The sequence below is a fragment of the Salmonella sp. SG203 genome (assembly GCF_013350575.1).
GTDB lineage: Bacteria > Pseudomonadota > Gammaproteobacteria > Enterobacterales > Enterobacteriaceae > Salmonella > Salmonella enterica.
Genome location: NZ_SNMT01000002.1, coordinates 310,512 through 323,756, shown reverse-complemented (window position 1 = coordinate 323,756; position 13,245 = coordinate 310,512). Strand labels below are relative to the sequence as shown.

Annotated in this window: 12 protein-coding genes and 3 pseudogenes; 11 read left to right on the top strand and 4 right to left on the bottom strand. The window is 45.2% G+C overall.

Annotated features, from left to right (window positions below; all coding sequences use genetic code 11):
* Window positions 1-34: 34 nt before the first annotated feature.
* Window positions 35-1,360: a 30S ribosomal protein S12 methylthiotransferase RimO gene (gene rimO, locus HV477_RS04685; protein ID WP_000073317.1), complete on the bottom strand. Its 1,326-nt coding sequence runs from the start codon at window positions 1,358-1,360 to the stop codon at window positions 35-37.
* A 230-nt stretch (window positions 1,361-1,590) separates the two neighbouring features.
* On the opposite strand from rimO, the gene bssR reads away from it, so the two are divergent.
* From bssR to HV477_RS04650, 8 genes and pseudogenes are all read left to right on the top strand, one after another.
* Window positions 1,591-1,974: a biofilm formation regulator BssR gene (bssR, locus tag HV477_RS04680; RefSeq protein ID WP_079899228.1), complete on the top strand. Its 384-nt coding sequence runs from the start codon at window positions 1,591-1,593 to the stop codon at window positions 1,972-1,974.
* Window positions 1,975-2,076: 102 nt separating this feature from the next.
* Window positions 2,077-2,362 (top strand): annotated as a pseudogene (locus tag HV477_RS28375) (IS4 family transposase); the annotation flags it as partial.
* 325 nt (window positions 2,363-2,687) lie between these two features.
* Entirely contained in the window at window positions 2,688-3,203 is a 516-nt protein-coding gene (locus tag HV477_RS04675) for a CoA ester lyase (protein WP_001521476.1), read from the top strand.
* 22 nt (window positions 3,204-3,225) lie between these two features.
* Entirely contained in the window at window positions 3,226-3,975 is a 750-nt protein-coding gene (locus HV477_RS04670) for an electron transfer flavoprotein subunit beta/FixA family protein (RefSeq protein ID WP_001521753.1), read from the top strand.
* 10 nt (window positions 3,976-3,985) lie between these two features.
* A complete protein-coding gene (locus HV477_RS04665; protein WP_079899229.1) occupies window positions 3,986-4,933 on the top strand; it encodes an electron transfer flavoprotein subunit alpha/FixB family protein in 948 nt (315 codons plus the stop codon).
* A 32-nt stretch (window positions 4,934-4,965) separates the two neighbouring features.
* A complete protein-coding gene (locus HV477_RS04660) occupies window positions 4,966-5,232 on the top strand; it encodes a hypothetical protein (RefSeq protein WP_001539573.1) in 267 nt (88 codons plus the stop codon).
* Window positions 5,229-6,392: an acyl-CoA dehydrogenase family protein gene (locus HV477_RS04655; RefSeq protein WP_000835399.1), complete on the top strand. Its 1,164-nt coding sequence runs from the start codon at window positions 5,229-5,231 to the stop codon at window positions 6,390-6,392. The genes HV477_RS04660 and HV477_RS04655 overlap by 4 nt, the downstream gene beginning before the upstream one ends.
* A 448-nt stretch (window positions 6,393-6,840) precedes the next feature.
* A complete protein-coding gene (locus HV477_RS04650) occupies window positions 6,841-8,526 on the top strand; it encodes an electron transfer flavoprotein-ubiquinone oxidoreductase (protein WP_001000306.1) in 1,686 nt (561 codons plus the stop codon).
* 5 nt (window positions 8,527-8,531) lie between these two features.
* On the opposite strand, the gene HV477_RS04645 is transcribed toward HV477_RS04650, so the two are convergent.
* Together HV477_RS04645 and HV477_RS04640 are read right to left on the bottom strand one after the other, a co-directional pair.
* Window positions 8,532-9,422 carry a LysR family transcriptional regulator gene (locus HV477_RS04645; RefSeq protein ID WP_000545326.1) on the bottom strand — a complete coding sequence of 297 codons (891 nt, stop codon included), beginning with the start codon at window positions 9,420-9,422 and terminating at the stop codon, window positions 8,532-8,534.
* Window positions 9,423-9,686: 264 nt separating this feature from the next.
* Entirely contained in the window at window positions 9,687-10,112 is a 426-nt protein-coding gene (locus tag HV477_RS04640; RefSeq protein ID WP_000287110.1) for a GntP family permease, read from the bottom strand.
* 346 nt (window positions 10,113-10,458) lie between these two features.
* On the opposite strand from HV477_RS04640, the pseudogene HV477_RS28370 reads away from it, so the two are divergent.
* Window positions 10,459-10,662, top strand: a pseudogene (locus HV477_RS28370) (IS1 family transposase); the annotation flags it as partial.
* Window positions 10,648-11,150: pseudogene (locus tag HV477_RS28365) on the top strand (PQQ-dependent sugar dehydrogenase); the annotation flags it as partial. The pseudogenes HV477_RS28370 and HV477_RS28365, both read left to right, overlap by 15 nt.
* Here HV477_RS28365 and HV477_RS04625 read toward each other — a convergent pair.
* Entirely contained in the window at window positions 11,147-11,773 is a 627-nt protein-coding gene (locus HV477_RS04625; RefSeq protein WP_000631902.1) for a glutathione S-transferase family protein, read from the bottom strand. The pseudogene HV477_RS28365 and the gene HV477_RS04625 overlap by 4 nt on opposite strands.
* Before the next feature lie 243 nt (window positions 11,774-12,016).
* Here HV477_RS04625 and dacC point away from each other — a divergent pair, with 243 nt between their 5' ends.
* Window positions 12,017-13,219: a serine-type D-Ala-D-Ala carboxypeptidase gene (gene dacC / locus HV477_RS04620; protein WP_000195712.1), complete on the top strand. Its 1,203-nt coding sequence runs from the start codon at window positions 12,017-12,019 to the stop codon at window positions 13,217-13,219.
* The last annotated feature ends 26 nt before the right edge of the window (window positions 13,220-13,245 follow it).

Genomic DNA, 13,245 nt, shown 5'->3' with positions numbered 1-13,245 from the left:
AACACATCCGGCACCCGCGCCGGGGGAGGTGGCGTTAAACCCGGCTGCCCCACAAATCATATTCGTCGGCGTTTTCCACTTTCACGCGCACGATATCGCCCGGCTTGACGTTGGTTTCACCGTTCAAATAGACCGCGCCGTCAATTTCCGGCGCATCCGCCATGCTACGCCCGATAGCGCCTTCTTCGTCAACCTCATCGACGATCACCAGAATTTCGCGGCCCACTTTTTCCTGCAAGCGCTCAGCGGAGATTTGCTGTTGCAGTTGCATAAAGCGGTTCCAGCGCTCTTCTTTCACCTCTTCCGGCACCTGATCCGGCAGCTCATTCGCGCCTGCGCCTTCCACCGGGCTGTACTTGAAGCAGCCTACACGATCGAGGCGCGCTTCTTTCAGGAAGTCGAGCAGCATCTGGAAGTCTTCTTCCGTTTCGCCGGGGAAGCCGACAATAAAGGTGGAGCGTAGGGTCAGTTCCGGGCAGATTTCGCGCCACTGCTTAATGCGCGCCAACTGGCGGTCAACGGAACCGGGACGTTTCATCAGTTTAAGAATCCGCGGGCTGGCATGTTGCAGCGGAATGTCCAGATAAGGCAGGATTTTGCCTTCCGCCATTAGCGGAATCACATCATCAACGTGTGGGTAGGGGTAGACGTAGTGCAGACGTGTCCAGACGCCCAGTTTTGATAACTGCTCGCACAGGCTCACCATACTGGTTTTCACCGGTTCGCCATTATGGAATCCGGTGCGGTGCTTCACATCTACGCCGTAGGCGGAGGTATCTTGCGAAATCACCAGAATCTCTTTGACCCCGGCATCAACCAGACGTTTCGCTTCGCTTAATACGTCGCCAATCGGGCGGCTGACCAGATCCCCGCGCATCGACGGGATGATGCAGAACGTGCAGCGGTGATTACAGCCTTCAGAAATTTTCAGATACGCATAATGGCGCGGCGTCAGTTTTACACCCTGTTCTGGTACGAGGCTTAAAAATGGATTGTGCTTCGGCTTCGGTACGTAATGATGTACGTGCTGCAGAACTTGCTCATAGCTATGCGGCCCGGTGATTTCCAGTACTTTCGGATGCACTTCGCGGATCTGATCTTCTTTTGCGCCCAGGCAGCCGGTGACGATTACCTTACCGTTTTCGTTCAGCGCTTCGCCAATGGCTTCCAGTGACTCTTGTACCGCGCTGTCAATAAAGCCACAGGTATTAACGATAACCATATCCGCATCGTCATAGCGTGGCACAACGTCATAGCCTTCGGTACGCAGCTCAGTCAGGATGCGTTCCGAATCAACGAGGTTTTTCGGACAGCCCAGGGAAACGAAGCCGATCTTTGGCTGGTGGGTTACATTACTCATAGCTTAAAAAGTGTTCATTTATTGGAATGGTCAGGGCAGGGATTCTACAGATATCCGAACAAAAATTGTATCGCAATCTCATCGGGAGCGGCGGCATCAACCGTTGTGGTTATCAGCAAAAGGTGAAAAAGGGCAATTCTAAGAAAATTCTTGATCTCTGACACCCCTTTGTCTAAAAAACGACCATACTATTAAGTTGAACCCTGGTAGAAAAGAGGAGGAAAAAAGGTATGGTCGTTGACAGACTGAGAACCGATCTTCTCAACAAGCTGATAAACGCGCGTATCGATCTTGCCGCTTATCTGCAATTGCGAAAAGCGAAGGGGTATATGTCAGTCAGCGAAAGTGACACTCTGCGTGACAATTTTTTTGAACTGAATCGCGAGCTCCACGATCACGCTTTACGGCAGGGACTGCATCTCGATCAGGAAGAGTGGAACGCGCTGCGCCGTGCCGAAGGCGCGCTTGCAGCCGCCGCCGTTTGTTTAATGAGCGGACACCATGATTGTCCGACCTTTATTGCCGTCAACGCAGATAAACTTGAAAACTGTCTGACAACTTTGACGCTGAGTATTCAGAGTCTGAAAGCACATTCACCGCTTATACAGGTCTGAACAAGGGGGAGGCGACTCCTGAGGAATCCCCAGCAAACCAGGACAGGCATAGTGTTATGTGATCTAATTGATTGCGCTAACACTTTCAAGGAAATCATCACTATGCCTGCTCGTTCATTATGCCAAAAATCCTTTAAAAATATACTGGAGCCTTTGCACCTTTACCGCCGTCAATCTCTGATTGAGGCTACCAGTGTAGTGATTAACGGTGCATCTCTTACACTTATTCAGTATTGGGCGTGATTTGTCAGGAGTAGCATCGGTCAGGCACAAGATAAAACGTATCGATCGACTTCGGGGAAAGTCTCACTTGCAGAATGAAGTTTCAGATACTTTTTCAGCGTGTTACTAAAAAATCACGGAGGGAATGACCCGGGTTGTCATGCTCTCCTATATGCCAGCCTGTTTTCCGCCAAAGGTGACTAAATTCGGTTCACCAGACAATCGTTGATGTTCTTAGGGAACGGTATAGTCGAATTCACTCCTGAAACAGGTACGGAATGTCGGCCGTTTACTATTCTGAAACGTTATTTATATCAAATAATTAAATTTTATTTTTATCTTTGTTATTGTAACAATAAATTACATGTTTCTTTCTGTTATCAGCGAACCTGAACCAATTTTAATGGGGGGTTAGATAAAAGCTAATTCAGAAAATTATTTTTTTAAGATATATTGAATTATCAGATGCTCCATTCAAATGAGAGACGAGAATGCAAACGTTAGAACGGTTTTTTCTTTTCGTTACGGGGGACCAACCTGAACGATTTGAAAAAGCAAATAGCAGTTGTGCTGATAGCGTAATCCTTGATTTAGAAAATGCGGTGTCATCTGAGAAAAAAATAATTGCCAGAGAAAATGCTCTGAATTTCATGAGTAATGATGAAAAAGTACTGATTGCTGTACGTGCAAAAATTGTAATAACTTCACGCCTGGCTGGATCATATCCTTCTGTTGACGGTATCACAACTGAATTTATGAAAAACGAGTTGACAATACAAAATGCTATTCACTCCTGTAAAATGGGGTTCAGTGGCAAGGTATGTATTCACCCTCCACAAATTTCACATGTAAACAGAGCATTCAGCTATTTAAAACAAGAAATCGAGTGGGTTCCCCAGATTATGCGACTGGCTCAATATCCCCATGGAGCGTTCAGTCATGAAGGGCAAATGGTGGATAAACCGTTACTGGAAAAAGCAAAAAGGATTTTGGCTCATAGCATTTAGTAAATATATGAAGGAGTCACCAATGAAAGCTTTAGTTTGTGTAAAACAAGTTGTCGATCATAACGTTAGAATTAGAATAAAGCGAGATCATTCTGATGTTGATATTTCTGATTCAAAACTCAGTATCAATCCATTTGATGAAATTGCAGTTGAAGAAGCAGTACGTTTAAAAGAACGGGGATTAATCAGTGAGGTTGTTGTAGTGTCTATAGGAAACACAGGTGTAGGGGACGTATTGCGTACAGCACTGGCAGCAGGGGCAGACAGGGCAATACACATATTAACAAAAAACTCTCTTACACCACTAATTGTGGCCAAAACTATCACCGCTATTACCCGGAATGAAAAACCCGATATTATATTATTAGGCAAGCAAGCTATTGACGATGATTGTAATCAGGTAGGCCAAATGCTGGCAGCATTACTCGATCTTCCCCAAGCCACTAATGTTAGTGAAATTACTATTTCTGATAATTCATTAACTGCTGTTCGTGAGGTTGATGGAGGATTAGAAACGTTAAATTTATCCCTGCCTGCAGTACTCACTACAGATCTACGTCTGAATACACCGAGGAATATCAGTTTGCCGAATGTTATTAAAGCCAAAAAGAAACCTGTTAAGGAGATAGATTTCGATTCACTTGGTATTAACCCGTCATCCAGATTGACTATTATCAAAGTTGATGAGCCAGCAAGAAGGAAAGCAGGCATAATCGTTCCAGATATTAACACACTGCTAGATAAATTAAAAAACGAAGAAAAAGTAATTTAAGGAGAAAAATATGGCTTCTTTAGTTATTGCTGAACATAACGGCAATACTCTTTTACCTTCAACACTCAGTACTATCACTGCGGCAAAAGCCATTAATAGTGATATAGATATACTTATGTTAGGATATGGTATAGAAAGTATTGCAGTTAAAGCCAGTCATATTCAGGGAATATCCACTGTATTTGTTGCTGACAGCCCACTATTCGAACACCTTCTGGCAGAGAATGTGGAAAAACAGATCAGCTATTTTTTGAATAGTGGGAAAAATCATTATCAGTCCATTCTTTTTCCTGCAAGCTCTTTTGGAAAAAACTGTGCGCCACGCTTAGCAGCAAAACTTGATGTATCTCAGATTAGTGATATTACGCGTGTCATTGATCAACATACCTTTGAACGTCCAATCTATGCGGGTAACGCTATTGCCACAGTACACAGTGATGATGAATGTAAAGTAATAACTGTTCGTCCTACCTCATTTGCGGCTGCGGTTGCGGAAGATGAGGGAAAAGCCCCCATTGAATTTACAGAGGTTGTTCTTGGTTCAGATCAGGTAAAATTTATTAGCCAACATGTTAATAAAAGTAACCGTCCAGACTTACAATCCGCCAGAGTTGTAGTATCAGGTGGACGAGGAGTAGGAAGTGCACAGGCATTCAAAGAACTTGTTGATAACCTGGCAGATAAATTAGGCGCTGCCGTGGGGGCAAGCCGGGCTGCTGTAGATGCTGGTTATGCACCAAATGATTATCAGATTGGCCAGACCGGAAAAATCGTTGCGCCTCAACTTTATATTGCTCTGGGAATTTCTGGCGCCATACAACATCTTGCCGGGATGAAAGAGTCAGGCGTCATTGTCGCTATTAATAAGGATCCTGACGCTCCTATCTTTTCTATTGCGGATTATGGTTTGGTAGCTGATATTTTCAAAGCTGTACCTGAACTTATCGATAAATTATAAATCATATTTTTTCCTCCTTAAAGGTAACTTTTATGCAATATACTGATATTCAAATTTGGCAGCCTGGCATTCTGCGCAACACCGATTATCTTAACCCCGGTCCCGCTAAGCTGCTGGCCGCCACTCTGGATAAAGACATCAAAATCTTTAAAGAGGGGGGGGGCGTTCTGCCAGAATTATGGCACTGGCTCTATTTTCTTCCTGTCGACCGCCAGTCAGATCTATCTGCTGATGGTCATCCGATAAAAGGTCATTTTCTACCCCCTGTTGGCGCTGGTTTATTGAGGAAAAAATTATGAAAAGTATTGAAAGGGATAAATATCAGGATATTCGTGATGCGGTTCGTTCATTATGTAGTGAATTTGATGATAAATATCACCGTAAGATAGATGAAGCAAAAGCCTATCCTGAAGAGTTTGTTAATAAACTAACCAAAGCTGGTTGGCTGGCTGCGCTCATCCCGGAGGAATTTGGAGGGTCAGGGCTTGGTTTAACTGAAGCATCTATTATCATGGAAGAGATCAATAGATCGGGTGGAAACTCTGGAGCCTGCCATGGTCAGATGTATAACATGAATACGTTGTTACGTCATGGATCCGATAAACAGAAAGAATTCTGGCTGCCACGGATAGCTACTGGTGAATGGCGCCTGCAGTCGATGGGCGTCACAGAACCCACAGCAGGTACAGATACCACCAGAATTAAAACTACAGCTGTAAAAAGAGAAGACCGGTATGTGATAAACGGACAAAAAGTCTGGATTTCACGTGTTCAACATTCAGACTGGATGATTCTTCTGGTTCGAACTACTCCGCTTGCAAATGTAAAACGTAAATCCGAAGGGATGTCTATTTTCATGGTTGATATTAAAGAAGCTATGAAAAATGGAATGACAGTACGACCTATTCCCAATATGGTCAATCATGAAACCAACGAGCTCTTTTTTGACAACCTGGAAATTCCCGAAGAAAATCTTATTGGTGAAGAGGGTATGGGTTTTCATTACATACTTGATGGTTTAAATGCAGAGCGTACCTTGATTGCGGCAGAATGTATAGGCGATGGATATTGGTTTATGGATCGTGTTACCCGCTATACCTGCGAGCGTGAGGTTTTTGGTCGTCCCATTGGTCAGAACCAGGGGGTGCAGTTTCCTATTGCAGAAGCATTTATTGCAGTGGAAGCGGCTAATCTGATGCGTTTTAAAGCGTGCGAGCTTTTTGATCAGCATCTTGATTGTGGAGCACAGGCTAATATGGCGAAATACCTTGCTGCGAAAGCCAGCTGGGAAGCAGCCAATGCCTGCCTGCAATTTCATGGTGGATATGGTTTTGCCTGTGAGTATGATATCGAACGAAAGTTTAGAGAAACACGTTTATATCAGGTTGCTCCCATATCTACCAACCTGATCCTGAGCTATATCGCTGAGCATGTGCTGGAGATGCCACGTTCATTCTGATGTCAAATCAATTGGAAAAATATTATGAAACAGTTACCTCTGTCCGGAGTCATTATAGTCTCGATTGAACATGTCATTGCCACTCCCTTCTGTACCCGACAGTTGGCTGATTATTTCTCGCGGGTAACTATAATAGAATGCCAAGAAAACAGGGACTTTTCCTGCAATTATGATGAACGGCTTAAAAATGATTTGTGTATATTCTTTTTCATCTGAGGGAGAAAGCTAAATATAAATGTTATGGAATGCTTCATCATCACCGACATTTTTTTAATAGTTGATAACTGGCTATATAGTCTTATAGGCACCTTTTTCTAAGGTTGAACATTCCTATACCATTTCATCTGTTTTATCACTATGATATTTATTTCATTGGTTACAATATGAATGCAATTTTATTTACATAATATAGCTGTTCCTACGGTGCTGAAAAATTAAGGAGTTAATAATGAACGATACACTTTCTAATACCCAGCAATCACGTGAGACAATAGAATGTGATGTTCTTATTGTGGGAGCAGGACCCGCCGGATTATCTGCAGCTCTTAAACTTAAATTACAGGCAAATGATGCAGGAAAAGAACTGTCCATTATCGTCCTTGATAAAGGAGCTGAGCCTGGTTCTCATATTCTCAGTGGGGCAGTCATGGATCCCCGAGCGCTGAATGAACTAATTCCTGATTGGCAGGAAAGAGGCGCACCCATTAAACAGCCTGTTACTCAGGATAAATTACTGTTACTGACGAATGAAAAATGTATTAATTTGCCGGATGCATTGATTCCTGATAATTTTCGCAACCATGGAAACTTTATCGTAAGCCTCGGTAATCTCATTAAATGGCTCGCCGGTCAGGCAGAAACGTCAGGCGTGGATATTTATGCAGGCTTTTCGGCAACTGAGATACTGTATGATCAGGATACTAACATTATCGGTGTAGTAACTGGTGATATGGGACGTCATCGGGATGGCAGCAAGAAAGAGGGGTTCCAGAGTGGAATAGAAATTCTGGCAAAATATACAATTTTTGCCGAAGGGGCCCGCGGTAGTCTGGCTAAAGAACTGATCAAAAAATTTCATCTTGATACAGGCAAAGCACCCCAGAGTTTTAGCATAGGCATAAAAGAGTTGTGGGAGGTTCCATCAGACCAGTCCCATCCGGGGCTTGTAATTCACACCACAGGTTGGCCTCTGGATAAAGAGTCGTTCGGGGGTGGGTTTCTCTATCATCTTAATGATAATAAAATTGCACTAGGTTTGGTTGTGGGACTTGATTATTCAAATCCCTGGTTAAGCCCTTTTCAGGAAATGCAGCGCCTGAAAACACACCCTTCTATACGCAAATACATTGACCGGGGTAAGCGTATTGGTTATGGCGCAAGAGCAATCAATAACGGCGGGATTGCGTCTATGCCTGATCCCTGTTTACCTGGTGGTCTGCTGATTGGTTGTAATGCCGGTACGCTCAATGCAAGTAGAATCAAGGGCATCCATACAGCTATCAAAAGTGGCATGATAGCGGCTGACGCTATATTTAATGCTTTGCTGGACAACAGGAAAAACGACATACTGACAGAATATCAAACATTACTGCGACAGAGCTGGCTTTGGCAGGAACTGGAAAATGGTAGTAATTTCAAACCCTGGTTTAAAAAAGGGCGTGTGATAGGTTTTATCATGACTGGCATTGAGCATTGGCTGCTTCCCCGAATGGGTATAAAAAAAATCCCCTGGCGTGTAAAAAATAACCGACCGGACAATATCACTCTGCAACCGGCCAACAAAAGCCAGAAAAAACTGTACGACAAACCTGACGGTAAACTGACGTTTGATATTTTGTCATCCGTCTATCTCAGTAACACCTGGCATGATGACGACCAGCCAGTACATTTGAAAATCAGTGATCAGAATATCCCTATATCCATTAATCTGGATATTTATGGTGGCCCCGAAGAACGATATTGCCCTGCCGGAGTATATGAATTTTTACAGGATAGTGAAACACAAAACATGCGTCTGCAAATAAATTCACAGAACTGTATTCACTGTAAAGTTTGTGACATTAAAGATCCTAAACAAAATATAACCTGGACTACGCCTGAAGGTGGCAACGGACCAAATTATACAGGGATGTAACGCTATCACTCATTCTGAGCTGTGAGCATAGTAACCAGTTTTTGTGTGAAGCCGGGTAATTTGTCAAAGCTTCTGGCGCAGATTTGTAATTTTCTTAATGACCAAAATTCATCAAGATCAATAATCGAAAATTCATGCAACTGACGCAAACGGGATGCAGCAGAGTGAGGCATTATACCAATGCCCACTTTTGCTTCAACCATACGGCAAAATGTTTCAAAGTTGCCGACCTGTATTCTAATTTTCAGTTTAGATGGTACTAGTTCTGCCTTTTTTCGGATAAATTCAAACATTCCTGTCCCTTCAGGCAGGCTGATTTGTTCATATTGAATTAATTCATGAAAGGTCACGCTTTTTCTGTCAGCAAAGGGATGGTCTGTCGCGGTGATAAGCACTAGCCTATCAGTACGGAACGGCAGTATTTCAAGATTATCTGTTGTAATATTACCAGCAACAATTCCGAGATCAGTTTTCCCCTCAATAACAGAACGTACAATTTCCGGACTTGGATACTCCCTGAGATCAATATTCACATCGTTATATAGTGTAAGGAAATGGCTCAACAATGGGGGGAGATACTCTGCAATAGCAGTTATACTGGAAAATATTCTGACATGTCCTTTGATGCCTTTAACATGCTCCTGCATATCGCTACGTAACATTTCCATCTGATTCACAATAAGGCTGGCGTGGTGTTTAAATGTTTCACCAGCAGAGGATAACGTTATCCCCTTGCTACTACGATACAGCAATCTCAGATTGATACTCTGTTCAAGATTACGTATACGCACGCTACCAGATGCGGCAGACATGTAAGTTTTTTCCGCTCCACGTGTTATGCTCCCTTCTTCACTGATAGCAAGGAATAATTTTAAATCTTTTATATCAAAGTGCATCGTTGTGGCTCATAATTAACGTATAATACAGTGTGCTGCTTTTTTATAGACTCAGTCAGACTGAGTATTTCGGCCTATCCGAATTCCTGTCACGTCGAGATAACTACAAAATGTAGGCTGACGGTGTCACCGCCCTACCATGATCCGGGGCGGATCTGGTAGGACGCTGGTGACCGCTGACAGGGGGTCAGGTCAGACATATTGTCGGAACCGTTGTAACGTAGATGCTAATACCTGCTCCCCGTGGTCATCAGGTTAACCCGTTTACAGCGGTTTTTTCAGCCCCGGCAGATTTATCATAAACTGATCACCGTAAATATGTGGAATCAGCCAAGTAAAGAACAGATTGGCAAACGCCACCACAAACAATGATACGCCTCCATAGGTCAATAAAGCGCATACAAGAATAATCATCGGCATGGCTTTGTTCTGGCCCACCATACAGGTCACAGCACTGACAATTGAGTAGTAAAAACCAGCAAATTCAATCAGCTTGCCAAATACTGCACCCAGCAGAAAGACAGGAAAATAAAGTTTTACAAAACCGATCAACTTATCCATAAATATATCACTGAAAACCGGGGCGACCGTCACTGGACGGGTGAACAGAACTGCGCCAAGTGCTACCAGCGGAGCAAAAAGGATCACACTGTAACCACGATAAGCGACCAGCATCAGTAATGAATACATTCATTGTCTTATCTCGCTTGCATGACTACCCATTTTATCCATGTTATGCAACAGCTTGTGTCATATTTTTCTGATCTCCATTTTAGATCAGACAGGCTATTACTCAGGGATTCCGGCGCGAAGAATGGAACATACTCTAAAAAGTACTTGGCGGATTCAAGTCGGTATCACTCCGTTAATAATCTTTATTCTCGACCCGCTGCATGTTGATTTTACGGTTAAACGCCGTTCTCTTATTCATCGCAGGAGTAAACCATCATGACATGCAGTGAAATCCCCAGAAAACGATCATGTATTCAATCGGTGATTATCGTTTCGAATACCGACTTTTATCGCAGGATTTATGATGGCTAAAGTCGATGTGAAATGCCCGTTTTGCGCGCAAACGGCACCCGTTAAAAAGTATGGTCCGGGGAGTGCAGGGCACCAGCATTACCGCTGTCAGGCATGTTGCCGCAGCTTTCAGGTCGACTATGAATACCGCGCCTGTCAGCCCGGCATGAAAGAGCAGGTTGTTGATCTTGCCATGTACAATGCCGGTATTCGTAATCCGCAGGGACTGGCAGTCAATCCCTGGAGCGGCGCGCTATGGCTGCATGAACACGGTCTGCGCGGCGGCGATGAAATTAACATACCGAAAAAAGGCAAAAATTATGGCTGGCCGCTGGCCACATGGGGCGTCAACTATAGTGGTCTGAAAGTGCCGGAAACCAAAGGTGAAATTGTCGAAGGAACGGAGCAGTCGGTTTACTACTGGAAGGATTCTCCGGCAATTAGCGGGATGGCCTTTATATCAGCGACGTTTTTGTGCCGTGACGGCATAAACTGTTTATCGGCGCGCTAAAAGATAAAGAGGTTATTGTGATGCGCGTCAATGGCAATACGGTGACGGAAGAAGACTGTATTTTGAGTGACAGAAAGCAACGTATCTACGATGTGCGTGTCGGACCTGACGGCTACTTATATGTGTTAACCGATGAGTCCGACGGGCAGTTACTCAAGGTAAGTCCTTCACTTGAGGCCGCGGCTACGCGTTAGGTGACTGGGATCATCACCACTTTGCGAAAAGCAGGGCGCTCGGTAAGCTGTTGATACCAGCGTTCCAGATTCGGGCGCGGCGTCCACTTCAGACCCACGTTCAACAGGTTATAGACGAAAGGCGCAATGGCGATATCGCCGGTGCCAAAGTTATCCCCTGAGAACCACGGCTGGTGGGCCAGCGCATCATCAAGAAGCGCAAACAGGCCATCACACTTTTCGATACCAGCTTCAATTGCCGCCTGGTCGCGTTTTTCCGGCGGGGTTCTGACCAGTCCCATCAGGATCACGCGGTGCGCCGGGCTTAACGTTTGATTCGCCCAGTCCATCCATTTTTCGCCCTCCGCACGCCGCGCCGGATTATCAACCCATAGCCGGTTCTGGCCGTATTGCGCCGCCAGATAGCGGACAATGGCATTGGATTCCCACAATAACAGGTCGGTTTCATCATCTTTAAGCAGCGGCACCAGCCCATTAGGATTCATCGCCAGATAGTCGGCATCCTGGTTAACGCCGAATTTTCCGCCTGCCAGAATTTGATCGTATGGCAGTTCCAGCTCTTCAAGCGTCCACAACACTTTTTTAACATTAGTCGAGTTGTTCCGGCCCCACAGCGTAATCATATTTACCCCTTCCGTTTTATCAGGATGATGACAGTAATCGGCCTACCGTGAGATAAACCTAACATTTACACAATGGTCTGTAAAAAAATCGTTATGAAGGAAGCGTAACGGGATGTTATTGCATAAACTTTAAAAACTTTACCAAGTTACGGTTTCTTTAACGTCGTGAGTGCGTTATTACTCACCGCACTTATTACACGGTGGTGTGACGTGTGTTTTTGGAATGGATACTCGGGTGGTACTATGACGCAATACGCTTCTTCCCTTCGTAGCCTCGCGGCAGGTTCGGTTCTCTTATTCCTTTTCGCTTCGCCTGTAAAGGCAGAGGAACAAACGATCGCGCCGCCGGGCGTTGATGCGCGAGCCTGGATCTTAATGGATTACGCCAGCGGTAAAGTACTGGCGGAAGGCAACGCCGATGAGAAACTCGACCCTGCCAGTTTGACAAAAATTATGACCAGCTACGTGGTGGGCCAGGCGCTGAAGGCAGGGAAAATCAAGCTGACCGATATGGTGACGGTGGGCAAAGATGCCTGGGCGACGGGGAACCCGGCGCTACGTGGGTCGTCGGTGATGTTTCTGAAGCCAGGCGATCAGGTGTCGGTTGCGGATCTTAATAAAGGCATCATCATTCAGTCAGGTAACGATGCCTGTATCGCGCTTGCCGACTACGTCGCCGGAAGCCAGGAGTCCTTTATCGGCCTGATGAACGCCTATGCGAAACGACTGGGGTTAACCAATACAACCTTCCAGACGGTACACGGCCTTGATGCGCCAGGGCAGTTCAGTACCGCTCGCGATATGGCGCTGCTCGGCAAGGCCTTGATTCACGATGTGCCTGACGAATACGCCATTCATAAAGAGAAAGAATTTACTTTTAATAATATTCGTCAGCCAAACCGCAACCGCCTGTTGTGGAGTACCAATCTGCATGTCGACGGCATGAAAACGGGGACAACGGCTGGCGCTGGGTATAACCTTGTCGCCTCCGCCACTCAGGGCGATATGCGCCTGATCTCTGTCGTGCTGGGGGCGAAAACGGACCGTATTCGTTTTAATGAGTCAGAAAAACTGCTGACCTGGGGTTTCCGCTTCTTTGAAACGGTCACGCCGATTAAACCTGACGCGACATTCGTGACGCAACGGGTCTGGTTTGGCGATAAGCGTGAGGTCAATTTGGGGGCGGGCGATGCGGGGTCTGTGACGATTCCGCGTGGGCAGCTTAAAAACCTGAAGGCCAGCTTTACGTTGAACGAACCACAGCTCACGGCGCCGTTGAAGAAAGGGCAGGTTGTCGGCACCATCGATTTCCAGCTTAACGGAAAATCCATTGAGCAACGCCCGTTAATGGTGATGGAAAACGTCGAGGAGGGGGGATTTTTCAGCCGGATGTGGGATTTTGTGCTGATGAAACTCCATCAGTGGTTTGGCAGTTGGTTCTCGTAAAATAACTCCGTTGCCGGGTGCGCGTC

What these genes read in the sequence shown, in the direction of transcription:
- HV477_RS04660 (WP_001539573.1), top strand. Translation starts at nt 4,966, where the DNA reads ATGCAATATACTGATATTCAAATTTGGCAGCCTGGCATTCTGCGCAAC.
- HV477_RS04625 (WP_000631902.1), bottom strand. Translation starts at nt 11,773, where the DNA reads ATGATTACGCTGTGGGGCCGGAACAACTCGACTAATGTTAAAAAAGTG.
- HV477_RS04640 (WP_000287110.1), bottom strand. Translation starts at nt 10,112, where the DNA reads ATGTATTCATTACTGATGCTGGTCGCTTATCGTGGTTACAGTGTGATC.
- HV477_RS04655 (WP_000835399.1), top strand. Translation starts at nt 5,229, where the DNA reads ATGAAAAGTATTGAAAGGGATAAATATCAGGATATTCGTGATGCGGTT.
- dacC (WP_000195712.1), top strand. Translation starts at nt 12,017, where the DNA reads ATGACGCAATACGCTTCTTCCCTTCGTAGCCTCGCGGCAGGTTCGGTT.
- HV477_RS04650 (WP_001000306.1), top strand. Translation starts at nt 6,841, where the DNA reads ATGAACGATACACTTTCTAATACCCAGCAATCACGTGAGACAATAGAA.
- HV477_RS04670 (WP_001521753.1), top strand. Translation starts at nt 3,226, where the DNA reads ATGAAAGCTTTAGTTTGTGTAAAACAAGTTGTCGATCATAACGTTAGA.
- HV477_RS04645 (WP_000545326.1), bottom strand. Translation starts at nt 9,422, where the DNA reads ATGCACTTTGATATAAAAGATTTAAAATTATTCCTTGCTATCAGTGAA.
- HV477_RS04675 (WP_001521476.1), top strand. Translation starts at nt 2,688, where the DNA reads ATGCAAACGTTAGAACGGTTTTTTCTTTTCGTTACGGGGGACCAACCT.
- HV477_RS04665 (WP_079899229.1), top strand. Translation starts at nt 3,986, where the DNA reads ATGGCTTCTTTAGTTATTGCTGAACATAACGGCAATACTCTTTTACCT.
- bssR (WP_079899228.1), top strand. Translation starts at nt 1,591, where the DNA reads ATGGTCGTTGACAGACTGAGAACCGATCTTCTCAACAAGCTGATAAAC.
- rimO (WP_000073317.1), bottom strand. Translation starts at nt 1,360, where the DNA reads ATGAGTAATGTAACCCACCAGCCAAAGATCGGCTTCGTTTCCCTGGGC.